General features: G+C 66.4%; 23 protein-coding genes and 2 tRNA genes. 20 read left to right on the top strand and 5 right to left on the bottom strand.

What is annotated here, in order from left to right:
* Positions 1 to 218: 218 nt before the first annotated feature.
* From moaA to rpsB, 15 genes are all read left to right on the top strand, one after another.
* Complete coding sequence (gene moaA / locus NKJ34_RS01950; RefSeq protein WP_253736570.1) at positions 219 to 1,229, top strand: GTP 3',8-cyclase MoaA; 1,011 nt, start codon at positions 219 to 221, stop codon at positions 1,227 to 1,229.
* Positions 1,230 to 1,326: 97 nt separating this feature from the next.
* Positions 1,327 to 1,950 carry an NAD(P)-dependent oxidoreductase gene (locus NKJ34_RS01945; protein WP_253736569.1) on the top strand — a complete coding sequence of 208 codons (624 nt, stop codon included), beginning with the start codon at positions 1,327 to 1,329 and terminating at the stop codon, positions 1,948 to 1,950.
* 162 nt (positions 1,951 to 2,112) lie between these two features.
* Positions 2,113 to 2,198, top strand: a tRNA-Ser gene (locus tag NKJ34_RS01940).
* 21 nt (positions 2,199 to 2,219) lie between these two features.
* Positions 2,220 to 2,750, top strand: a complete 531-nt coding sequence (locus tag NKJ34_RS01935) for a 30S ribosomal protein S13 (RefSeq protein ID WP_253736568.1) — start codon at positions 2,220 to 2,222, stop codon at positions 2,748 to 2,750.
* Entirely contained in the window at positions 2,747 to 3,274 is a 528-nt protein-coding gene (locus NKJ34_RS01930; RefSeq protein WP_253736567.1) for a 30S ribosomal protein S4, read from the top strand. The genes NKJ34_RS01935 and NKJ34_RS01930 overlap by 4 nt, the downstream gene beginning before the upstream one ends.
* A 4-nt stretch (positions 3,275 to 3,278) precedes the next feature.
* Positions 3,279 to 3,668, top strand: coding sequence for a 30S ribosomal protein S11 (locus NKJ34_RS01925; RefSeq protein WP_253736566.1), 390 nt, complete (start codon positions 3,279 to 3,281; stop codon positions 3,666 to 3,668).
* Between the two features lie 6 nt (positions 3,669 to 3,674).
* Positions 3,675 to 4,424 (top strand): DNA-directed RNA polymerase subunit D, encoded by a 750-nt coding sequence (locus NKJ34_RS01920; protein WP_253736565.1) that lies wholly within the window; start codon positions 3,675 to 3,677, stop codon positions 4,422 to 4,424.
* A gap of 191 nt (positions 4,425 to 4,615) precedes the next feature.
* Positions 4,616 to 4,700, top strand: a tRNA-Leu gene (locus NKJ34_RS01915).
* 26 nt (positions 4,701 to 4,726) lie between these two features.
* Positions 4,727 to 5,080 carry a 50S ribosomal protein L18e gene (locus tag NKJ34_RS01910; protein WP_253736564.1) on the top strand — a complete coding sequence of 118 codons (354 nt, stop codon included), beginning with the start codon at positions 4,727 to 4,729 and terminating at the stop codon, positions 5,078 to 5,080.
* Positions 5,077 to 5,514 (top strand): 50S ribosomal protein L13, encoded by a 438-nt coding sequence (locus NKJ34_RS01905; RefSeq protein WP_253736563.1) that lies wholly within the window; start codon positions 5,077 to 5,079, stop codon positions 5,512 to 5,514. The genes NKJ34_RS01910 and NKJ34_RS01905 overlap by 4 nt, the downstream gene beginning before the upstream one ends.
* Positions 5,508 to 5,906: a 30S ribosomal protein S9 gene (locus NKJ34_RS01900; protein WP_253736562.1), complete on the top strand. Its 399-nt coding sequence runs from the start codon at positions 5,508 to 5,510 to the stop codon at positions 5,904 to 5,906. Before NKJ34_RS01905 ends, NKJ34_RS01900 begins: the two co-directional genes overlap by 7 nt.
* Before the next feature lie 12 nt (positions 5,907 to 5,918).
* Entirely contained in the window at positions 5,919 to 6,110 is a 192-nt protein-coding gene (locus tag NKJ34_RS01895) for a DNA-directed RNA polymerase subunit N (RefSeq protein ID WP_253736561.1), read from the top strand.
* The gene (locus NKJ34_RS01890; RefSeq protein ID WP_253736560.1) at positions 6,107 to 6,277 is read left to right on the top strand and encodes a DNA-directed RNA polymerase subunit K; all 171 of its coding nucleotides are present in this window, start codon (positions 6,107 to 6,109) and stop codon (positions 6,275 to 6,277) included. Before NKJ34_RS01895 ends, NKJ34_RS01890 begins: the two co-directional genes overlap by 4 nt.
* Before the next feature lie 4 nt (positions 6,278 to 6,281).
* Positions 6,282 to 7,481: a phosphopyruvate hydratase gene (gene eno, locus NKJ34_RS01885; protein ID WP_253736559.1), complete on the top strand. Its 1,200-nt coding sequence runs from the start codon at positions 6,282 to 6,284 to the stop codon at positions 7,479 to 7,481.
* On the top strand, positions 7,478 to 8,305 hold the full coding sequence (gene rpsB, locus NKJ34_RS01880; RefSeq protein WP_253736558.1) for a 30S ribosomal protein S2: 828 nt from the start codon (positions 7,478 to 7,480) through the stop codon (positions 8,303 to 8,305). Before eno ends, rpsB begins: the two co-directional genes overlap by 4 nt.
* A gap of 22 nt (positions 8,306 to 8,327) precedes the next feature.
* Here the strand turns inward: rpsB and NKJ34_RS01875 are convergent, their stop codons facing one another.
* The 3 genes from NKJ34_RS01875 to NKJ34_RS01865 form a co-directional block, all read right to left on the bottom strand.
* A complete protein-coding gene (locus NKJ34_RS01875) occupies positions 8,328 to 9,056 on the bottom strand; it encodes a universal stress protein (protein WP_253736557.1) in 729 nt (242 codons plus the stop codon).
* 98 nt (positions 9,057 to 9,154) lie between these two features.
* A complete protein-coding gene (locus NKJ34_RS01870; RefSeq protein WP_253736556.1) occupies positions 9,155 to 9,874 on the bottom strand; it encodes an adenine nucleotide alpha hydrolase family protein in 720 nt (239 codons plus the stop codon).
* Entirely contained in the window at positions 9,867 to 11,321 is a 1,455-nt protein-coding gene (locus NKJ34_RS01865) for an APC family permease (RefSeq protein ID WP_253736555.1), read from the bottom strand. The genes NKJ34_RS01870 and NKJ34_RS01865 overlap by 8 nt, the downstream gene beginning before the upstream one ends.
* A 176-nt stretch (positions 11,322 to 11,497) precedes the next feature.
* On the opposite strand from NKJ34_RS01865, the gene dinB reads away from it, so the two are divergent.
* Both dinB and NKJ34_RS01855 read left to right on the top strand, forming a co-directional pair.
* Complete coding sequence (gene dinB / locus NKJ34_RS01860) at positions 11,498 to 12,838, top strand: DNA polymerase IV (RefSeq protein WP_253736554.1); 1,341 nt, start codon at positions 11,498 to 11,500, stop codon at positions 12,836 to 12,838.
* Between the two features lie 77 nt (positions 12,839 to 12,915).
* Positions 12,916 to 13,764, top strand: a complete 849-nt coding sequence (locus NKJ34_RS01855) for a DUF5518 domain-containing protein (RefSeq protein WP_253736553.1) — start codon at positions 12,916 to 12,918, stop codon at positions 13,762 to 13,764.
* A gap of 70 nt (positions 13,765 to 13,834) precedes the next feature.
* Here the strand turns inward: NKJ34_RS01855 and cutA are convergent, their stop codons facing one another.
* Positions 13,835 to 14,137 (bottom strand): divalent-cation tolerance protein CutA, encoded by a 303-nt coding sequence (gene cutA / locus NKJ34_RS01850; RefSeq protein ID WP_425491752.1) that lies wholly within the window; start codon positions 14,135 to 14,137, stop codon positions 13,835 to 13,837.
* A 147-nt stretch (positions 14,138 to 14,284) separates the two neighbouring features.
* Here cutA and NKJ34_RS01845 point away from each other — a divergent pair, with 147 nt between their 5' ends.
* Both NKJ34_RS01845 and NKJ34_RS01840 read left to right on the top strand, forming a co-directional pair.
* Positions 14,285 to 17,305: a PAS domain S-box protein gene (locus NKJ34_RS01845; RefSeq protein ID WP_253736551.1), complete on the top strand. Its 3,021-nt coding sequence runs from the start codon at positions 14,285 to 14,287 to the stop codon at positions 17,303 to 17,305.
* Between the two features lie 70 nt (positions 17,306 to 17,375).
* Positions 17,376 to 19,799 carry a methyl-accepting chemotaxis protein gene (locus NKJ34_RS01840; RefSeq protein WP_253736550.1) on the top strand — a complete coding sequence of 808 codons (2,424 nt, stop codon included), beginning with the start codon at positions 17,376 to 17,378 and terminating at the stop codon, positions 19,797 to 19,799.
* 94 nt (positions 19,800 to 19,893) lie between these two features.
* Here the strand turns inward: NKJ34_RS01840 and NKJ34_RS01835 are convergent, their stop codons facing one another.
* Positions 19,894 to 20,367, bottom strand: a complete 474-nt coding sequence (locus NKJ34_RS01835; protein WP_253736549.1) for a DUF5658 family protein — start codon at positions 20,365 to 20,367, stop codon at positions 19,894 to 19,896.
* Between the two features lie 130 nt (positions 20,368 to 20,497).
* On the opposite strand from NKJ34_RS01835, the gene NKJ34_RS01830 reads away from it, so the two are divergent.
* Positions 20,498 to 22,576, top strand: coding sequence for a helicase HerA domain-containing protein (locus NKJ34_RS01830; protein ID WP_253736548.1), 2,079 nt, complete (start codon positions 20,498 to 20,500; stop codon positions 22,574 to 22,576).
* Positions 22,577 to 22,580 lie beyond the last annotated feature (4 nt).

Here is a 22,580-nt window from a genome sequence, read left to right as displayed (position 1 = left end):
GTTTGCCGTCGTCGTCTGGGGAGCAGTCGGCAGCGTCCTCGCGGCGTTCGCCTACCTTCTCGGACTGCTCATCCACCGTCGTCGGACGGGATAGACCCGCTCCCACCCCAACGTGGGACCAATTCCCACGACATGATTCGCGTCATGAAACGGGTTTCGGTTTCAATTGTCGGTAGGAAGACCGCTCATTTAAGAGTACGAGGGGACCATACCGTCGTATGGGCGAGCCACTCGAAGACGAGTTCGGTCGGGAGGTGACCGAGGTCCGGATCTCGTTGACCGACCGCTGTAATTTCGACTGTATCTACTGTCACAACGAGGGGCTCGGCGACACCCGCGGACCGATGGAGCCGACCGACGACGAGTTGACCGCCGACGAGATCGTCCGGTTTCTGGAGGTCGTCGCGGAGTTCGGCATCGAGAAAGTCAAGTTCACCGGCGGCGAGCCGATGTTGCGACGGGATCTCGAAGAGATCGTCCGCCGCACCCCCGATTCGATGGAGGCCTCGTTGACGACCAACGGCACCTTCCTTCGCGGCCGCGCCGAGGCACTCAAGAAGGCTGGGCTATCGCGTGTCAACGTCTCACAGGACGCACTCGACCCCGAGGAGTTCGCGGCAGTCACCGAATCCGGTGCCTACGAGTCGGTACTTGACGGCGTCGACGCGGCACTCGAAGCGGGGTTAGCCCCCGTAAAACTAAATATGGTCGTCTTCGAGCACACCGCCGACTACGTCGAGGGGATGGTCGAACACGTCGCAGACCGGGAGGGGCTCCAGCTCCAGTTGATCGAGTACATGCCCGAACTCACGGGACGGCCGGAGTGGAACATCGACATCGGGCGGGTCCACGACTGGCTCGGCGAGATCGCCGACACCGTCGAACACCGCAAGATGCACAACCGGCGCCGCTACTGGGTCTCCAGTACCGATCCCGACGCGCCGCCGGCCGACGACCCCGCCGACAGCGGCATGGTCGAGATCGTCGACCCCGTTGAGAACCCGACGTTCTGTGCGAACTGCCATCGCGTGCGGGTCACACACGACGGCTACCTCAAAGGCTGTCTCAACCGGAACGACGACCTCCGGTCGATGGGCGAGTTGGGGCGCGAGGAGATCCGTGAGACGTTCCGCGAGGTCGTCGACAACCGGGTTCCGTTCTACGGCGAGTATTTCGTCGAGACCGACGACGGCGAATGGGAACTCAACGAGTCGTACGTCGACGCCTGAGACGCCCACTGTTCTGGCCCCATCCTGACCAAATCCGATCCGGCTTCCGTCCCAGTATTCCCCGACTACTTATCAGTCATTGGTGAGAGCTACGGCTGTGACACTGACCGTCTTCGGTGCGAGCGGGTCACTGGGTCGGCGACTGGTCGTGCAGGCCCTCGACCGCGGTCACCCGGTACGGGCAGTCGTGGGGATGGGTGAGTCGCCCCCCGAGTTCCCACAGGGAGTGACGGTCATCGAGGCCGACATCTACGAGGGGACGAACGTCGAGGCGGCCGTCGACGGGGCGACGGCGGTCTGTAACGTCTGCCGGCACTCGCGGGTGACGCCGCCGGACTACGTGACCGTCGGCGGCCGACACGTACTGGAGGCGATGGCGACGGCCGGTCCCGATCGGTATCTGACGGTCGTGCCGGCGGCCGCCGGCGGCCCCGACACCACTACCGGCCTCGGCGAGCAGGTGGCAGTCGCGCTGTTCCGGCTGTTCCGGCCGACGATCACCGCCGACGCCGCCGCCCACGTCGACGACGTGACCGACCGGGACCTCGACTGGACGATCGTTCGGCCGCTCCGACTGACCGAGGGGCCACCGACCCGGCGGTACACGACCGGCGAGATCCGTCTCGGGGTCCGGGGGGTTTCGAACGGCGACGCCGCGGCGTTCCTACTGGACTGCTACGAGCGTGGGATCTACTGCCGGATGCAGCCGAAGATCCGGTAACATCGACGGTGTCGCCGACGGCCACTCGCGGGTGACCCGTGACAGACGTCGACACCCCCGTCGCGGTCCGTGACCCTTAAGTGCTGGAGTTGATTCTATTCGGGCGTAGTACTGTAGGGGCGCGGCGTCCCGAGTCCATGCGGGCGACGATACAACAAGCGTGTTGCGGTAGCCAAGCCTGGCCCAAGGCGCAGGGTTGCTAACTCTGTGGCGTCACTGCCTCCGGGGTTCGAATCCCCGCCGCAACGCTCGCACAACTGACAACAGCTATGAGTGCAGAAGAACCAGAAGACGGCTTGACAGAGGAGGAAGAGGAGAACCTCCGCTACTTCGTCCGGATCGGTCAGACCGATCTCGACGGGACGAAGACTGTCGAGCGCAGTCTCACAGACATGAACGGTATCGGACAGCGGACCGCCCGCATCGTGGCGGACGCCTCCGGGGTAGACCGTACGGCGACGTTCGGCCTGCTCGACGAGGAAGAGATCGACGCCGTCGTCGACGTCGTCGAAAACATCGAGGACCACGTTCCGGAGTGGATGTGCAACCGGCAGCACGACTTCTACACCGGCGACACGAACCACATCGTCGGCGGGGACCTCGACCAGCAGCGCCGACAGGACATCAACCGGATGCAGATGATCGACTCCTACAAGGGTGTGCGCCACAAGCGCGGCCAGAAGGTCCGCGGACAGCGCACCAAGTCCACCGGCCGGACCGAGGGGACGATCGGTGTCAACGTCGAGCGGATCAAGGAAGAACAGGCCGAAGAGGCCGCAGGCGAAGGTGACGACGAATGACGACCGGTCAGAACACCAAACGCTACGAGACGCCGAACCACCCGTATCAGGGCGAGCGGATCGCCGACGAGAGCAGCCTGCTCGGCCGCTACGGCCTCAAGAACAAAGAGGAGCTGTGGCGCGCCCAATCGGAGCTTCGCTCGATCCGACGCGAGGCCCGTCGACTCATCGGCGAGTCACAGGGTGACGTCGAGGAAGCCGAGGCCGCCGGCGCGGAGTTCCTGACCAAGCTCCGCCGCTACGGCATCCTCGCGGAGACCGACTCGATCACCGACGTGCTGTCGCTCGACGAGACCGACATCCTCGAACGGCGGCTCCAGACGGTCGTCTACCGCAAGGGACTGGCCTCGACGCCACAGCAGGCCCGCCAGTTCATCACCCACGGCCACATCACCGTCGACGGCGCCCGCGCGAAGGCACCGTCGCGAAAGGTCGAAGCCGGCCAGGCCGACCAGGTCGACTACGACGAGACGAGTCCGATCGCCGACGAACTCCACCCGGCACGGGCGGAGGCACAGGAGTAACACAATGAGTGAATCACAGGAAGACAAGTGGGGCATCGCCCACGTGTTTTCGTCGTTCAACAACACGCTCATCACGATCACCGATCTGACCGGGGCCGAGACCATCGTCAAATCCTCCGGTGGGACCGTGGTGAAGCAGAACCGAGACGAGGCGTCGCCGTACGCGGCCATGCAGATGGCCGAGACCGTCGCCGAGGAAGTCAAGGCCGCCGGCATCGCCGGACTGCACGTTCGCGTGCGCGGCCCGGGCGGCAACGGGAACAAATCCCCCGGCCCCGGCGCACAGGCGACGATCCGCGCGCTGGCACGTGCCGGCATCGAGATCGGCCGGATCGAAGACGTGACGCCGATCCCGCACGACGGCACCCGCGCGCCGAAGAACAAGCGAGTCTAACGACGCATGGCACAGGAATTCGACGTTGAGTTCATCGAACGGGAGGATCGCAAGGCGCGGTTCCTCGTCCGTGGACTGACACCGGCACTCGCAAACGGCTTCCGGCGGGCGATGATCGCCGATGTGCCGACGTTCTCGATCGACACCGTCAGGTTCACCGAGAACTCCTCGGTGATGTTCGACGAGATGATCGCCCTCCGGCTCGGGTTGGTGCCGCTGACCACGCCGCTGGACGACTTCGAGATCGGCGACGCCGTCACGGTCGCCCTCGACGTCGAGGGGCCGGCGACCGCCTACTCGGGCGACATCGAGACCAGCGACGCGCTGGTCGTCCCGGCCGACGAGAACGTGCCGATCATCGAACTCAAAGAGGGCCAACGCCTCGAGTTCGAGGCCGATGCGGTACTCGACCGCGGCAAGGAACACGCCAAACACCAAGGCGGCGTCTCGGTCGGGTTCCGCCATCTCCAGGCCGTTGAGGTCGTCGACGACGTCGGCGAGTTCGACGATCAGGAGCCACAGATCCTTCGTGGCGTCATCGAGACGCCCGACGGCGAGGTCGTCCTCACCGACGAGTTCGACAACGACCTCACCAACCGGTATCCCGGTAAGGAACTCGACGTGACGGACGTGCCCGGTGCCTACGTGTTCCACGTCGAGACCGACGGCTCGCTGTCCGTCGACGAACTGGTGCTCCGCGCCGCCGAGGAACTCGGCTCGCGTGCGGACGAACTACACGACGCAGTCACAGTCTAACGACATCATGCCCACACCACCAACTTCCCCGACTGCCTGCCCTGGCGACGAGACAGCCGTCTCGCCGTTCGGCGGTCGGAGCCGGCGGCCGATGACTGGCCGCCGGGCCGCACGCTGTCGCCCGATGACGGGCCGCCAGCGTGGGATGATCGAAAGCGCTAAAGGGTGGAGTGGGCTACACCGGAGTGCGAGCAGGGATAGCCAAGTCAGGCCAACGGCGCAGCGTTCAGGGCGCTGTCCCATAGGGGTCCGCAGGTTCAAATCCTGCTCCCTGCACTCCGTTTTCTATCAGGAGAGTAATAATGAGCAGTAAGACGAATCCGAGACTCCAGAGTCTCATCGCCGAGCTGAAGACGGCCGCAGGCGACGCCGATGCCGCAGTCTGGCAGGACGTCGCCGACCGTCTCGAAAAGCCCCGGCGCACCCACGCGGAAGTCAATCTCGGTCGCATCGAACGGTACGCCCGTGACGATGAGACCGTCGTCGTCCCAGGAAAGGTCCTGGGCAGTGGTGTGCTTGAAACGAACGTCACCGTCGCCGCCGTCGACTTCTCGTCGACGGCCGAAACCAAGATCGGTCAGGTCGGCGACGCCGTGAGCCTCGAAGCGGTTCTCGACGAGAACCCGGAGGGGACCAACGTGCGGGTGATCCGATGAGCGCCGCCGAGTTCGAGGTCGACGTCGTCGTCGACGCCCGGGACTGCATTCTCGGCCGCGTCGCCAGCGAGGTCGCCCAGAAGGTCCTCGACGGCGAGCGCGTCGCGGTGGTCAACGCCGAGGACGCGGTCATCACCGGCAACGAGGAAGACACCATGTCGACCTACCGCAAACGCGCGGAGATCGGCTCCGACCGGGGTCCCTACTACCCCAAGCGGCCCGACCGCATCTTCAAGCGGTCGATCCGCGGGATGGTGCCGTACAAGAAGGAACACGGCCGTGAGGCCTTCGAGAACGTCCGCGTCTACGTCGGTAATCCGTACGACGAGGACGGAGAGGTGCTCGAGGGCACCTCGCTGGATCGCCTGTCGAACATCAAGTTCATCTCGCTCGGAGAGATCTCCGAGAAACTGGGAGCGAACGTCACATGGTAACCAACACATCAGGCAAGAAGAAGACGGCTGTCGCCCGCGCCACCGTGCGCGACGGCGAGGGTCGCGTCCGTATCAACTCCCAGCCAGTCGAGCTGGTCGAACCGGAGATGGCACGCCTCAAGATGTTGGAACCGTTCCGCATCGCCGGCGACGACCTTCGTGACAGCGTCGACATCGACGTCACGGTCAACGGCGGCGGCTTCAGCGGACAGGCCGACGCCGTTCGGACGGCGCTGGCCCGTGGGTTGGTCCAGCATCTTAATGATGCAGAACTGCGTGAAGCATACATGCAGTTCGACCGCTCGCTGCTGGTCAACGACGTCCGGCAGTCCGAGCCGAAGAAGTGGGGCGGTCCCGGGGCGCGTGCCCGGTACCAGAAGTCCTACCGCTGAGGTGATCCAACCATGATGATCCCAGTCCGGTGTTTCACCTGTGGCAAGGTCATCGGTGAACACTACGAGGAGTTCGAAGAACGGTCACAGCGTGGCGAAGATCCCGCCGCGGTGCTCGACGACCTCGGGGTCGACCGCCACTGTTGTCGCCGGATGATGGTGTCGCATACCGACCTCGTCGACGTCGTCGCCCCCTACCAATGAGAGGCCAGTACAACCGCTACGAGAAGGCACGGATCCTCGGTGCGCGAGCGCTGCAGGTCTCCTACGGCGCGCCCGTCCTCGTCGAGACCCAGCAGAGCGAGCCGATCCTCATCGCGGCCGAGGAGTACGACGCCGGGGTCCTGCCGTTTACGGTCAAACGCGACTAACACAATGACACTAATTACCTCGATTTCACTCCGACGTGTGCTCGACTCCCGTGGCAACCCCACGGTCGAAGCGGACGTACTCACCGACGCCGGCGGCTTCGGCCGCGCGGCAGCGCCCTCGGGCGCATCGACCGGCGAGTACGAGGCGATCGAACTCCCGCCGACGGAGGCGATCGCCAACGCGAGAGAACACGCCGTCCCCCGGCTGGTCGACACCGTCCACGCGGGCGACCAGCGGGCAGTCGACGGCGCGCTCCGGGCCGCAGACGGTACCGAGAACTTCTCGGAGATCGGCGCCAACAGCGCCGTCGCCATCTCGATGGCCGCCGCCAAGGCCGCCGCCGACACCCTCGGCGCGCCGCTCTACCAGCACCTCGGCGGCGCGTTCCGCGGTGACAACTTCCCCGTCCCGCTCGGCAACGTCGTCGGCGGCGGCGAACACGCCAAGGACGCCACCGACATCCAGGAGTTCCTCGCCGCCCCGGTCGGCGCACCGAGCGTCGAAGAGGCCGTCTTCGCCAACGCGAAGGTCCACGGCGCGGCCGGCGACATCCTCGACGAACGCGGCATCGGTGCCGGAAAAGGTGACGAAGGGGCGTGGGCCCCGCCGGTCTCGGACGCCGAGGCCTTCGAGATCATGGACGAGGCGACGTCCCGCGTCGAAGAGGAAGTCGGCTTCGAGATCAAGTTCGGTCTCGACGTGGCTGCCTCCGAGATGTTCGAGGACGGTGCCTACCAGTACAGCGACGGCGAGAAGTCGACCGACGAACAGATCGAGTATATCGCCGACCTCGTCGAAGAGTACGGCCTCGCATACGTCGAGGACCCCCTCGACGAGAACGATTACGAGGCCTTCGCCGAACTGACCGAGATGGTCGGCGACCAGACGCTGATCTGTGGCGACGACCTGTTCGTCACCAACGTTTCGCGTCTGCAGGACGGGATCGATCAGGACGCGGCCAACAGCATCCTCATCAAACCCAACCAGATCGGATCGCTGTCCGACACCGTCGACGCCATCGAACTGGCGGTTCGCAACGGTTACGAGACGATCATCTCCCACCGGTCGGGCGAAACCGAAGACACGACGATTGCACACCTCGCGGTCGCAACTGACGCCGGATTCATCAAAACCGGCACCGTTGCGGGCGAGCGAACCGCCAAACTCAACGAACTGATCAGAATCGCGGACGACGCAGTATGAGCGACAACGACACCGAAATCGAACAGCAAGCGCAGGACGCCGCCGACGAGGCCGACGAGGCCGACGTCGACGACGAGCCTGTCGCCGAGGAACCGGCCGCCGACGAGGCTCCAGACGAGGACGCCGCCGAGGCAGAACCAACGGCTGACGACGCCGACGCCGTCGACGAGGAGGCAGCCCCCGAAGCCGACGAGGCCGAGGAGGACGCCTCGCCGTTCGACGACGACGTGATGCCCGACGAGGAGGTCGACCTCCTCATTCCCGTCGAGGACTACCTCGGCGCGGGTGTCCACATCGGGACCCAGCAGAAGACCCAGGACATGGAGCGGTTTATCCACCGCGTCCGTGACGACGGGCTGTACGTCCTCGACGTGAGCCAGACCGACAGCCGTATTCGAACGGCTGCGGACTTCCTCGCGGGCTACGATCCCGAGCAGGTCCTCGTTACCTCATCGCGGCAGTACGGTCGGTTCCCGGCCGAGAAGTTCGCCGACGCCATCGGGGCCCGCGCCCGCACCGGGCGTTTCATCCCCGGCACGCTGACGAACCCCGACTACGCGGGCTACATCGAGCCCGACGTCGTGGTCGTCACCGACCCGATCGGCGACGCCCAGGCGGTCAAAGAGGCGATCACGGTCGGTATCCCGGTCATCGCGATGTGTGACTCGAATAATCAGGTCAGCAACGTCGACCTCGTCATCCCGACGAACAACAAGGGTCGACGCGCGCTGTCGGTCGTCTACTGGCTGCTGGCCAACGAGACGCTCGACCGCCGCAACGCCGGCACCGTCTACGCGCTCGACGACTTCGAAGACGAGCTGTAGACGCGACCTGCCGCTTTCTCAGTTATTTCGCATCCCCCGAGCGGAGCTTCCGGACTACCAGCACGGGGCCGGCCGTCGAGGTAGCGAGTCGGTCGGCCACGTCGCCGAAGATGCGATCGGTGAGCGACGGCTTCCGCTCGCCGATAATGACGAACTCGGCGTCGTCTGCTGCGGTCGTGATCGCCCGGAGCGGCGACCGTGTTACACGGACCTGTGTGGCGATCCGATCGGGGTCGACGCCCGCAGTTGCCAACTGGTCGGCGGCCGTCGACAACAACTCCTCGCCCGACTCACGGTCCGCCTCCGTCCGGGCGGCATGAAACAACAGGACTTCGCTGTCGGTGCCGTCGACGACTTCGGCGGTCGTCGTCGTAAGCTGGTCGAGGTTCACCGGGCCGCGGATCGGGACCAGAACCCGATCGATGACCGGCGCGGGGTTTATCAGTAGGATCGCCGTCGACGCCTCGTCGATAGCGACTCGCTCGATCGTCTGCTGGGGATTGTGCGTGAAGACGGTATGGGTGGTAACAGCCTCGGCGTCGGGCTCGAACAGCGAGGCGTAGTCCGAAAGCCGTCGCCGGAGCCGACTGCCGTACTGGTCGCGGGCCTGTTCGAGCGCAGTCTGGTCGGGCACCTCGTGGTAGCCGAGCAGCACGACCTCGACGCTCGACAGCAGGTCGAGGACGGCCTCCGAGAGCGACTCGCCTTGCAGGGCGGCCACGGGAACCAGAACGGCGGTCGACTCTCCCATAGCTCACCCAGTGGCCGCAGCCACAAGAACCGTCTCACAAGCCGGTCGGCGGGACTGTCGACCGAGCCGTTCAAACACAGCGACAGACCGATCGGCGATCAGTCGTCGTCGGAGCGATCAGTCCGAACGACGACCACCGGCGAGGCCGCGGCCTCGGCGATCCGATCGGCCGCATCGCCGAAGATGATGTCGACGACCGAAGGCTCCTTTTCGCCGATGACGATCAAGCCGGTGTCGGCAGCCGCGTCGCTGATCGCCCGTAGCGGCGTGTCGCTGACGGTGAGTTGGCGGTCGATCCGACCGGGATCGACGCCCGCCTCGGCGAGCTGGTCGGCAGCCGTCGACAGCAGTTCCTCGCCGTCGGCTCGCTGGGCCTCGCTGGCTGCCGCATGGAACAGCACGATCTCGGGGTCGCCGTCGAGCGCCGCGGTCATGGTGAGGATCGGATCGAGGTTCACCGGGCCACGGATTGGCACGAGGATCCGGTCGACCGCGGGAGCCGGGTTCGGGACGAGGATCGCGCCGATGTCTTGCTCGATGGCGATCCGTTTGAACGTCTCGGGGGCGTCGTGTGTGAACACTGTTCGTGGTGTAACCGTCCCGCCGTGAGACTCGAAGAGGTCGACGTACTCGTCGAGTTTGCGCTGCATCTGTTCGTTGAACTGGTCGTGGGCCTGTTCAGTCGCCGTCTGATCGGGGATCTCGTGGTAGCCCAGCAGCGTCACGTCGAGGCCAGCGAGCCGGTCGACCAGTGCCTCCGACAGCGCCTCGCCCTGCAGGACGGCGACGGGGACCAACACGCTCGTCGCGTTACTCATTCATCTCACCTCCCTTGAGCCGTACATCACGGGCGTACAAGAAGTACCACCCCGCTGCACCGACCATGACGAACAGGCCGACGACCTGCGAGGTCGGCTGCATGAACGCGATCATGGCGATGCTCGCCGCCCCGCCGACCACCGGAACGACGGGGTATCCCGGCGTCCGAAAGGTCGGCGCGTACCACTCCGGCGACTGTCGACGGAGGACGATCAACGTCACACAGATTAGCCCGTACATGATGAGGTGCAAAAAGGAGGCGACCTCGGCCAGCAGTTCGGTCTGGCCGGTGCCGACCAGCAGCACCGTCGGTCCGCCGACGAGGGCGAGCGCGAGATGCGGCGTGCCGTACCGGAGGTTCACCCGGCTGACGCCCTTCGGGACCAGCGCATCCCGACTGACCGCGTACAGCGCGCGGGAGGCGCTGAGGATCGAGGCGTTGGCCGACGAGACGGTGGCGAACAGCCCCGCCAGCAGGATCGCGATCGCCCCCGGCAAGCCGAGATACGAGCGGGCGACCTCGACGATGGCAGTTTCGCCCAACTGGCCCAACTCTTGGCTGCCGAAGGCGCTGGTCGAGACGAAGATCGTCACCACGTACAGCACGCCGACGACCACCACCGACCCCACCATCGCCAGCGGGAGGTTCCGGCTCGGCTCCTTCATCTCCCCGGCGACGGTGGCGATCTGGGCGAACCCCAGATAGGAGGTAAAGACGAGCGCGGCGGTCGAGAGGATCGGTCCGACGCCGAAGGGGGCGAACGTCTCGGGCGCCGACTCCGAGCCGAGGAAGCCGAGGGCGTCGACGATCCCGACGGTGAGAAAGACCGCCAGAATCCCGAGCAACAGACTGACGATCCCGTTTTGGAGTTTGGTCGTGTTCTCGGTCCCGCCGACGCTGAGCGCCGTGAGGCCGACGCCACAGACGACGCCGAGGACGGCGACGATGCTCAACGGGCCGAGGTCGGGCGGCCGCGGGAGACCGATCTCGACCAGTACTGCGAGGGCGTACTCGCCGAAGCCGACCAGATAGAAGGCGGTCGCAAAGACGAGGCCGAGCCAGAGGCTGAGGCCGACGACCGCACCGAACAGCGATCCCATCCCGCGGGAGATGAAGTAGTAGCCGCCGCCACTTTTCGGCATCGCCGTGGCCAACTCGGCGGTCGGGAGGGCGACCAGCAGCGCGACGACCGCGCCGATGCCGAAGGAGACCGCGGCGGCAGGGCCAGCGTTGCCCGCGGCCAGCCCCGGAAAAACAAAGATTCCCGCGCCGATCATGGTTCCGATGCCGATGGTCAGCCCGCCGCTAAGGCCGATGGTGCGTTCGAGTTCGGACCCTTCCTCGGTGACGGTCGTCTCGTCGGTCGTCTCACCGATGTCGACGGCCGGATCGGCATGGGCGTCGGCCTGCGTCGCTTCGGGCGTGGCTGGCTGGTCGTCGCTCATTGGCACGGGAGCACCGAGTGACGGAGGGTGGCGGTTTGGGGGACGATCCCGTCGACGTCGTTCATTAGTTGCTGTCGTTTCGGTTGTGAGTTAAATATTTGGCCGGAGACGTGCCGAACGGCGGCCCGCCGGAGCGAGTGGCCAACAGTCATACTTCCTGACTCCTAACGCCGGGTATGGACGGCCCGCAGTTGCCGGGAGCCACGGTCGACGCCGAGGACCGCATTATCCTTCACGTCGACATGGACTGCTTTTATGCCTCCTGTGAGCGACTGCGCGAGCCCGAACTACGGGGCGAGCCGCTGGTCGTCGGGATGGGCTACGAGCCCGGCGAGGGCCACGGCGCGGTCGCCACCGCCAGCTACGAAGCTCGCGAACACGGCGTCGAGAGCGCCCAAGCGATCCGGCAAGCCCTCGACGCCCTCCCCCGAGCCGAAGACGTCGGCGACGACTACGATGGAGTAGTCGGCTACTACCGACCGGTCGACATGGAGTTTTATCAGTCGGTCGCCGAAGAGGTCAAAGCGATCCTGCACGACTACGCCGAGACCGTCCGGGAGGTGAGCATCGACGAGGCGTATCTCGACGTCACCGACCGGACGGGGTGGGATCGCGTCGACGGCGGCGACCGGACCATCGCCGAGGGGTACGGTCGCCACATCAAACAGCAGATCGGCCGTGAGGTCGGCGTCCCCGCAAGCGTCGGCGTCGCGCCGAACATGTCGACGGCCAAGATCGCCAGCGATTTCGACAAACCCGACGGCCTCACGGTCGTCCCACCCGACGACGTTACGGGGTTTCTCGACCCCCTGCCGGTCGACGAGATCCACGGCGTCGGCCCCGTCACGGCCCGCGAACTCCGGGAGTTGGGGATCGAAACCGCCGGTGATCTCGCCGACGCCGATCCCGCGCCGCTGGTCGATCGCTTCGGTCAACGCGGCCGCGAACTGTACGATCGGGCCCGCGGGGTCGACGACCGCGAGGTGACACCCACCGGGGAACCCAAGAGCCTCTCGCGGGAGTCGGCTTTCACTGAGGCCACCGACGAGATGGACGCCAAACGCGAGCAGGTGCGCGCACTCGCCGCCGACGTGGCGGCCCGCGCCCGGAGTCGCGGGGCGATGTACCGCACGATCGGGATCAAGGTCGTCACCCCGCCGTTCGACGTGAACACGCGGGCCTCCTCGTTGCCGGGCCCGGTCGACGAGCCCGATCTCGTCGAATCGGTCGCTCTCGACCTCTTGGAGGAGTTCGCCGACGAGCAGGTCCGCAAGCTGGGCGTCCGTGTCTCGAAGCTCTCGTTCGAGGAGGCCGATCAGGCCCGGCTGGACGGCTTCGAGCCCGCCGACAGCCCGGCAGGTGGCGACGGGATGGCCACGCCAGCGACCGACGACGCCGAGCGCGTCGACCGAGGGCGGATCACCGACTGGATTGACGCCGATACCGGCGAGGCGTCGACCGAGCCGGGGATCGAGGACCGCCGCGAGGGCCAGTCGTCGCTCGGAGAGTTCGAGTGATCGAGTGGCAGTTCTGGCTCTGAAACGGGGGCAGTGGTATAAGTGAGACGGCTCCAGAGAGCCGGAGGGACGTGCCTATGCTCCAACGACTCGCAGCCGAGGCGACCGACGACGCGTTTCGCGTCGCCATTGCCGCCGGTCTCGCCTCGGTTCCGGTCTCGCTACTGCTGTCGTGGGACTCGCTGTCGGGCGAGGGGGTGGCCACCGGTCCGGAGTTCGACGGCCTCGCGCTGCTCGTCGCCGGCGTGCTCGTCGGCTTCTACTACCACGAGCGAGCGGCGTCGACTAAGCGGGCCGGAATCTGGACCGGTCTGACCGGCGGCCTCGCGGCGCTGGTCGTCTTCGGGCTGCCGACGCTCCGGCTGATCGCCTCGGCGGCCGAAACACCCAGTCTCATCCTCCTGTTTGCACCGGTTGTCGCCGTCCTCGGCGTGGGGCTGTCGGTCGCCGTCACCGTCGTCGCGGCGGTCGGAACCGACTGGGTGCTCTACCGCGTCGACCCTGAGCGGAGACGAGCGCCCGCCGCCGGCCAGTCCGACCGGTCGCGGTGGTGGCTCGTCGTTGTCGGCTATGCCGTCCTCGCACCGGTGTGGCTGGCGGTGCTGTTGTGGCCCGCGGAAGTCGGCTTCGGTCTCTCGTTTGCGAGTGCCCTCGGCCTGTTTGCCTGTTCGATCGCCGCGTTCGTCGGGCTGTTCCTCGATGCGACGGCTCTACGCTGTCCCGAGGGGTGGCAGCCGACGTGGTGGCTTTACGTCGGAATCCCACCCGCCGTCGCTGGGGTCGTCGCCCTCGTGTCGACACTCCGGGAGACGGGCTATCCGGCCGGCGACGGGATATTCGGGTTCTATGCCGCGCTCGCGGCGGTCGCGGTGGTCTACGCCGCGAACCGACGCCGGCACGGTGGACGGTTAGTCGACCCGGAGTGAGCCGAGGATCACCACCGACCCGAGGGGTTCGACCGGCACGACGATGCCGCCGCAACGTCTGACACCGGCCTCAGTCGACCGACTCGTCGATCCACGCACCGAACCGAGCCAGCAGGTCGGTCTCGTCGAAGCGCTCGATACAGGGCACGTCGTATGGGTGGAGCTCCTCGATCCGCTCTGTGAGCCGGTCGGCGGCCGCCTCGGTCGTCTTGAGCAGGAGGATCGTCTCGTCGTCGGTGGTGACCTCGCCCTCCCAGCGATAAGTCGACCGGCAGTCGACGGCGTTGACACAGGCGGCGAGCCGTTCGTCGACGAGCGTGGCCGCGAGTTCGTCGGCGGTCGATTCCGGCGCCGTAACGTAGACTGTGGGCATCGGTTGTGAGTCGGCGTCGACCGGCACAAAGCTACCGCCGGCGGGGCCGCGAGTGCCGATCGTGTTCGTCGAGAGGAGTGGACAGATGTCTACCATCGATCGGCAAACGTGCAAACGACTATTACCACAACAGTCAGTTGTTTATGTATGAGTCGCAACCTCGGAGATCCGGTTCAGATTCTCCACGTCGACGCCCCGGCGGTGACGGAGCCGACCGCCGCGGCACTCGCTCGCTGGGACGACGCGATCCACGTCGAGGCCACACCGAGCCCCGCGGCCGCCCTCGAAACGATCGCCGATCGACCCCCCGACTGTATCGTCGCGGGAGACGATCTCCCCGAAATGACCGGCCGCGAACTGCTCGCAGCCGTTCGCGAGCGGTTCCCGGACCTTCCGTTCGTGCTGTTCGTCGAGGGCGGGCTCGACGAAATTGCCAGCGACGCACTCGCTGCCGGGGCGACCGACTGTCTCCGGCAGGGCGGGAATGCCGAATACACCCTGCTCGCCAATCGGATCGACCACGCAGTTAGCGCCCGCCGAGCCGTACAGATGACGACCGGACTGACTGACGGAGGTGACCAACCCAAAGCGGCTGATCACACGGATGCCACCGAGAAGGACGACGACACCGAGGAGTACGTTGTGGCCGATTGGGCAGCCACCAAGCGGAAGAAACGCGAGGCAGAACTCCGTCGACACCGCGACTTCCTGCGGGATATTCAGGACGTCGCCGACATCGGCGGCTGGGAACTCGACCTTCGGACCGAGCGGTTGCGGCTGACCGACGAGATCTACCGGATTCTCGAACAGCCGCTCGGGACCGAGCTGTCGGTCGAGGAGGTCTTGGAGTTCTACCATTCGGCGGACCGCGAGACGATCCGTGAGGCGGTCGACCGCCTCACGACCGACGGCGAGCCGTTCGACCACGAGTGCCGCATCGTGACCACGACCGGCGAGGTCCGGTGGGTACGGGTAATGGGCAAGCCGTGGCGCGACGACAGCGGCGAACTGCTCGGCGTTCACGGCGCGTTTCAGGACATCACCGAACGAACGGAGCGGGAACAGGAACTCCTCACCAAGAGCCGGGCGCTCGACGAAGCGCCGGTCGGGATCGCCATCACCGACTCCACGACGGACGACGAGATGGTGTACGTCAACCCCCAGTTCCTCGAACTCACCGGCTACCCACGCGAGGAGGTTCTCGGTCGGAACTGTCGGTTCCTGCAGGGCGAGGGAACCCAGCCGGAGCCGGTGTCGACGCTCCGGGCGGCGATCGACAGCGAGACCGACGCGTCGGTCGAACTCCGCAACTACCGACGCGACGGGACGATGTTCTGGAACCATCTGGAGATCGCGCCCGTCCACGACGAGACGGGGGCGGTCGTCAACTACATCGGCTTCCAGCAGGACATCACCGACCGCGTCACCCAGAAGCGCGAACTCGAAAAGCGTGAGCGCGTGCTCCACGAGCTTCATACGTCGACACGGGCGTTCTATCCCCCGGATTCGGAAGGCGACATCGCCGAGTTCCTCGTCGAGTTCGTCGACCGAGCCTTCGCGTTCGACTACGTCGCCGTCACCCAGTTCGACGAAGACAGCGGCGAACTCACACCGGCGGCAGTTGCCGCCGACCTCGGCGACGAGTCCGCACTCGGAGGGATCGCACCGGGGCCGAACCCGATCTGGCAGGCCTATCAGCGAGGCGAGGCGACCGTCTTTGACGGCGAGTTCCTCCCACCCGCCGAGCGGGCCGTCGACGAGCCGGTCCAGCAGGCACTCGTGGTGCCGATCGGGGATTTCGGTGTGATCGTCGCCTTCGATACGGGCCACAGCGAGATCGACCCGGTCGACGTGGAACTCATCGAGGTAGCGGCCGCCAACGCCGAGGCTGCCTTCCAACAGCTCCATAGCGACCGGAAGCGCAACGAGATCACGAGTGAGCTGTCGAGCCACCAGTCGGCCATCGAAGCACTGACAGACAGTCTCGACGCGCTACAGGCGATCCACCGGCAGGTCGCCGATAGTGACAGCGAGGCGGCTATCGAGCGCGCCGTCTGTACGGGGCTGCTGGGGATCGATGCCGTCGACTTCGCGTGGATCGGACGACCGAACGGACGGGCGGCCGACATCGAGCCGACCGAGTGGGCCGGCGACGGCGAAGAGTATCTCGACTCGATCGCAGTCGGGGAGGGGAGCGGGCTACCCGCTGGACGCGCCGCCACCGAACGACGGGCGATCAGCGTCCCCGCCATCGCCTCGCGCGTCCTCGAAGAGTCGTGGGCGAAGGCCGCGTTGTCGGTCGGCTACGGATCAGTCTACAGCGTGCCGCTGGTCTACGACGACGTGCTGTACGGCGTGCTGTCGGTCTACGCCCGAAGCGAGCATGCCTTCGACGACCTGCACGCCGACCTCTTGGAGAACGTCGCCTCGCTGGCGGTAACCTACTCCCGGATCCTCGACCAGCGGTATGCGACAGCCGAGGCCGCATACGTCGAACGCGAGTTCAGCCTCGGCGGGTCGACCTACCTCCTCCAGCGACTGGCAGCGGCAACCGAGGGTCGGATTCGGTTCGATACCGTCCTCGAAACGACAGACGAGACGATACGGATCCTCGTGACGGTCCTCGACGGCGACAGCGAGGCGGTCCGGCGCGAAGCGGCCGCCAGCGCGGGCGTGCTGGCCGTCGAGCCGTTCGGGACGGCCGCCAAAGGGCAGTTGAGCCTGACGGTCAGGAAGCCGTTTCTCGCCTCCGTCGTCGCCAAACACGGCGGTCGACTCCTCGAATCGGTCTCCGACCCGTCGGGGACGACCGTTCGGATCGCGGCGCCAGAGCAGGCGGCCAAACGGCCGCTGATCGCGTCGCTGCTGTCGCGGTATCCGGAGATCGAACTGCTGGCCCAGCGACGGACGACCGATCCCGACGCCATCGAGACGACGACGGCGGCCGAACTGCTGACCGACCGCCAGTACGAGATCCTCACGGCGGCCTACCACGGCGGCTACTACGAGACGCCACGGGGCGTGACTGGCGAGGCACTCGCCGAGAGCTTCGGGATTTCGAGCCCGACCGTCTACAACCACCTGCAGGCCGCCCACCGGCGGCTCCTCGCTGCTGTCTTCGAGTCGGAGCCGGATCTCACAGCTGAGAACGAGGGGCTAAATAGCTAGTGTCAGAACTATCGGCGACACTAACCAGTTATCCTGCTGTTTGAACCGGCTTTGTCGTGTGATGTTACATATGGGACTCACAAACACACTCGGCATCGATAGACTGAATCTCCGGCCGAAACTGATCGCATCGTTCCTGATCGTGGCGTTGTTGGTAGCCACGACGGGGGCGGTGGGTTACCAGAGCCTCGCCGAACTCGACCACGAGGCCCATGTCATCGCCACCGAGGGCCAGAACATGGACCACGCCACCGAGATGATCGTCGAAATCCAGAAACAGCAGGTTGCGGTGCACTCGGCGCAACTCGACGAAGCGGGTGCGCGTGAGGCCTACGACGAGGCCGACGGATACTTCGAGACTGAAGCTGCAGCCATGGAACCCACCGGTGAGGCCGTCGCCCAACTCGAAACCCTGCGGGCGACACACGACGAATACAACGAACTCGGCGAGCAGTACTTCGAGGCGAAGGCCGCTGGCAACGAGGAGGTTGCGGCGGCAACGCTGACCGAGATGGAATCGCTCAGCGCCGAGATGGAAGAGCAGGCCCACACGCTCGAAGCCACAGCGCAGGCAAACATGGACGAGCAGGTCGCCCTCGCTGACGCCACGACGCAGTCGACCCAGATGGAGCTACTGGGGCTCACCGTCATCGCGTTCATCTCGGCGATCGGGATCGGGGTCGTGCTCAACAGACACATCACGCCGCCGCTGCAACGGCTCTCGGAGTCGGCCGAAGCGATCAGTGAGGGGCGGCTCGACACCGAGATCACCAGCCGCGAGATGGACGACGAACTCGGAGTGATGGTCGACGCCTTCGGGCGGATGCAACGGAACCTCGTGGGTGTCGTCGACGATCTCTCGGTCGTCAGCGGCAACCTGCAGGCCGGGAAACTTGACCAAGAGATCGACACCGACTACCCCGGCAGCTACGGCGAGATCATGCAGCGACTCGACGGGGGTATCGAGGAACTCACCGGGAGTTTCGACGAGATCGAGGCCGCCAGCCACGCGCTCCGTGAGGGGAAACTCGACCGCACGGTCGAGGCCGACCGCCCCGGCCAGTACGGCAGCGTCCTCGCAGACTTCCAGCGCGGCACCGACCGCCTGTCGGCGAGTTTCGGGCAGATCTCGGCGGCCAGCGACGGGCTCAAACACGGCCGCCTCGACCAAGAGGTCGACACCGACTTCCCCGGCGAGTACGGCCGCGTGCTCGATGACTTCAGCGAGGGCGTCGACCAACTGCGGGAGAGCATCGAGACGGTCCAGTCGATCGCCGACGAGGTCGCCGACTCCAGCCAGCAGGTCGCCGCCAGCGCCGAGGAGATCGAGGCCGCCAGCGAGGACGTCGCCGAGTCGGTCGTCGAGATCTCACACGGGGCGGACAAACAGAGCGACGACCTCCAGACGGTCGCCGGCGAGATGGCCGACATGTCCGCGACCGTCGAGGAGGTCGCCTCCTCGGCCGAGGAGGTCTCGGCGACCGCCGGCAGCGCGGTCGACCGCGGCCAGGAGGGCCGGGAGTACGCCGCCGAGGCGACCGCCGAGATCGAGGCCATCGAGGCCGAGGCCGAAGACGCCTCCCGGCAGGTCGAGGCCCTCGATGCCCAGATGGAGCAGATCGGCGAGATCGTCGAGCTGATCTCCTCGATCGCCGAGCAGACGAACCTCTTGGCGCTCAACGCCTCCATCGAGGCCGCCCGCGCGGGCGAGGCGGGCGAGGGGTTCAACGTGGTCGCCACCGAGATCAAACAGCTCGCCGAGGAGGCGGGCGAGGCGACGACGAAGATCGAGACTCGCATCGAGGAGGTCCAGGAGACGACCGGCGAGACGGTCGACGACATCGAGGAGATGAGCCAGCGGGTCGAGACCGGCGCGGAGACGATCGAGAACGCCGTCGAGATGTTCGACGAGATCGCGGCGGCCATCGAGGAGGCCGAGACCGGCATCACCGAGATCAGCCGGGCGACCGACGATCAGGCGGCCTCCTCCGAAGAGGTCGTCTCGATGGTCGACGAGGTCTCCAGTGTCAGCCAGCAGACCGCCGCCGAAGCGACGACCGTCTCGGCGGCCTCCGAGGAACAGGCCTCGTCGCTGTCGGAGGTCACGATGACCATCGAGCGCCTCAGCCAGACGGCCGAGGAACTCCACGACAGCGTCGACGACTTCGAGGTCGGCGAGACAGACCCCGCCGCGGAGGCGGCAATCGCGGCCGCCAAGGACGTGGCAACTGATGCCACGGATGGAACGTCATCAGCCCCACAGACGGCCACCGAGGAGGCGGCGTCGACGGCCGCCGAACCCGCAGCAGCCGGCAGCGAGTCGGCGGTAGAGGCGGATCCTGCAGCTGACGGAGCGTTGCTCGCGGCCAGAAAAGTCACCGAGACGGATACCGCGTCGACGGCTGACTCCGTGCCGTGGTCGGATATCGATGGCGGGAACGATACTCCGGCCCAGACCGATGGCGGCCGGGGCGACGACGCTGGGTCGGACTGATCGTCGACGCGAACTGTCGACGCCTCGTGTGCGTTTCGGTGGCGGATCGAGATGTGGTGACCGGAACAACGTGGCCCGCGGCTCCCTCGCCGCACTACGAACGTGAGCCGCGACGGAGGCAGACGGCCCCGGCCGCGACGAGCAGGCCACAGGCCGGGGCGATCGTCACCACGACAGTCGACCCCGAGATGCCGACTGCGTCGGCCACCACTGCCAACGGACTCGGCGGACCGACGGCGAACAGCACGAGATTGTTGCCACCGCCGAAGACACCCATGACGACGACCACGTAGGCCGAGACCGCCGCCGACAGCCGTCGGTGGCGGCCCGTCGCGACCACCACCGCGAGGGCGAGGCCACTAAAGTAGCCGGCGACTAACAAGGGGTGTCCGTCCCAGAGCCCGGCGAGAAGCGGGTTGTACTCCCGGTAACCGGGGGCCGCAAAGACCACCCACGTTGTCACCGCGTCGAGACAGATCCCCGCGAGGGCCACCGCCCGCATCCGGTCGACCGATCCCGTCGACGGTTGGCCTCGGAGCGCCGTGTCGAGGCGTGCTTGGTCAGCCACGGTGGGGCTTCGATCGGTACCGGATAACGCGTATTGGCCGTCCAGCCGACTGTTCGGGACGACAGTCACGGCCAGCGACGAATCGACAGCAGGAACTATGTGCCCGTAGCCGATCTATCCATCTAACTGAATGAGCGACGACGAAACGATCACCGTCGCGGACGTGAGCGCGGGGCCGGGCGGGGCCCCCGACACCGCCGCCGGCACGCCGGTCGAGTTGCCCGTGGTCGACATCCTGACCGGCCGCGGCTTCGTCACCGGAAAAAGCGGCAGCGGCAAGTCCAACACCGTCTCGGTGATGCTCGAAAACCTCCTCGACAAGAACTTCCCCGTGTTGGTCGTCGACAGCGACGGCGAGTACTACGGCCTCAAAGAAGAGTACGAAGTCCTCCACGTCGGCGCCGACGACGAGTGCGATATCCAAGTGACCGCCGACCACGCCGAGAAGATCGCCTCCTTGGCTCTCGAAGAGAACATCCCGATCATCCTCGATGTCTCGGGCTATCTCGACGACGACGATGCCGACGAACTCGTCTTGGAGACGACGCGGCACCTCTTCGCCAAGGAGAAAAAACTCAAAAAGCCCTTCCTGGTCGTCGTCGAGGAGTGCCACGAGTACATCCCCGAGCAGAGCGGGATGGGCGAAGCCGGGAAAATGCTAATCAAGATCGGCAAGCGGGGTCGGAAACACGGCCTCGGCATCGTCGGCATCAGCCAGCGGCCCGCCGACGTGAAAAAGGACTTCATCACCCAGTGTGACTGGCTCGTCTGGCACCGGCTGACGTGGCGCAACGACACCAAGGTCGTCGGCCGCATTCTCGGCTCGGAGTACGCCGAAGCGATCGAGGAGATGGGTGACGGCGAGGGCTTTCTGGTGGCCGACTGGGCCAGCGACATCCAGCGGGTCCAGTTCCACCGCAAACGCACCTTCGACGCGGGGGCGACCCCCGGCCTCGAAGACTTCGAGCGGCCCGAACTCAAATCCGTCAGCGGCGATCTGGTCTCCGAACTCACCGAAATATCGGACGAAAAGGAGCGCCGCGAGAGCAAGATCGCGGACCTCCAGCAGGAACTCGACAAGAAAGAGGCCGAAATCCAGCAGTTGGAGCAGGAACTCGAAGAGGCCCGCGACCTGAGCCGGATGGCCGACCAGTTCGCTCAGGCGCTGCTCCAGCGCTCGGAGGCCCCCCACCGCGGCGGACGGGGACGAAACCTCGATCGCCCCGACGAGCAGGCCGATATCGCCGACTACCAGCCGGAGGCGTCGACAGACGATGACGACCCCGGCTTCGATCCGCTGATCGCCGAGGCCGAACCCGACCGCGAGGGAAGCGACCCGACCGGCGGCCCGGCCACACCAGCCGAGTCGACCGCCGAACCACCGACCGATCCGATGGCTGCCCTCGGCACTGAGACCGCCGATACGGCGGCTTCGGACGACGACACGACAGCGACCGGCGATGGGGCGGCCGACGACCGGGCCGAGACGGCCAGCGGCGAGAAGATCCCGACCGATCCGGTCGAAGCGCTGCGCTCGGGGGTCTTCGACGGGCCGAACGACGGGTCGCCGTTTGCCGACGACGGGGGGTCGACGGCCGACTCGGCCGCCGACTCGGGCTTCGAGTCCCCGGACGACGAGGCGGCCTTCGACGGCTCCGCGGCCGGCGCGCCGGTCGACCCCACGCCGGTCGATCCGAGTCAGGTCAGCGGCCCCAGCGAGGCCGAACGTACCGCCGAGGCCGACTCGAAGTTCGGCACTGTCACCCGCCAAGAGATCGCCGAGGAGGCGATGCAGTTCGCCGAAGCAGTCGAACTCGGCACGCGGGACGCGGTCGTCGAGGAGCTCCGCGAGCGGATCGAGGAGTTACCCGAGCAATCGGTCGGCATGCTCAGACACTACCGCGAGGCCGGCGAGAGCGACCCGTTGACCGCCCATCGGGCGGCCGGCGGCGACGACGACCAGCAGCTGGCCTACAGCCGCAACCGGCCGCTCCGACAGGCCCAACTGATCCGCCACACCGGTCGCGGGCGGTACGCCTACGCGGTCCCCGAACTCATCGAGGAGGCCTACGCCTACCAGTTGGAAACGAACGAGGTCGACACGATGGTCCGGGCGATCGAGGCAAGCTTCCGGCCGTCGGTCGACGATCCGCGGGACGACGCCCCGATTGGCGGGACCGACGACTCCGAGGACGTCTTCGGCTTTTAAAAAC

The organism is Halohasta salina, from assembly GCF_024178165.1.
GTDB classification, from domain to species: Archaea; Halobacteriota; Halobacteria; order Halobacteriales; family Haloferacaceae; genus Halohasta; species Halohasta salina.
This window is presented reverse-complemented; position numbering and strand designations above follow the sequence as displayed.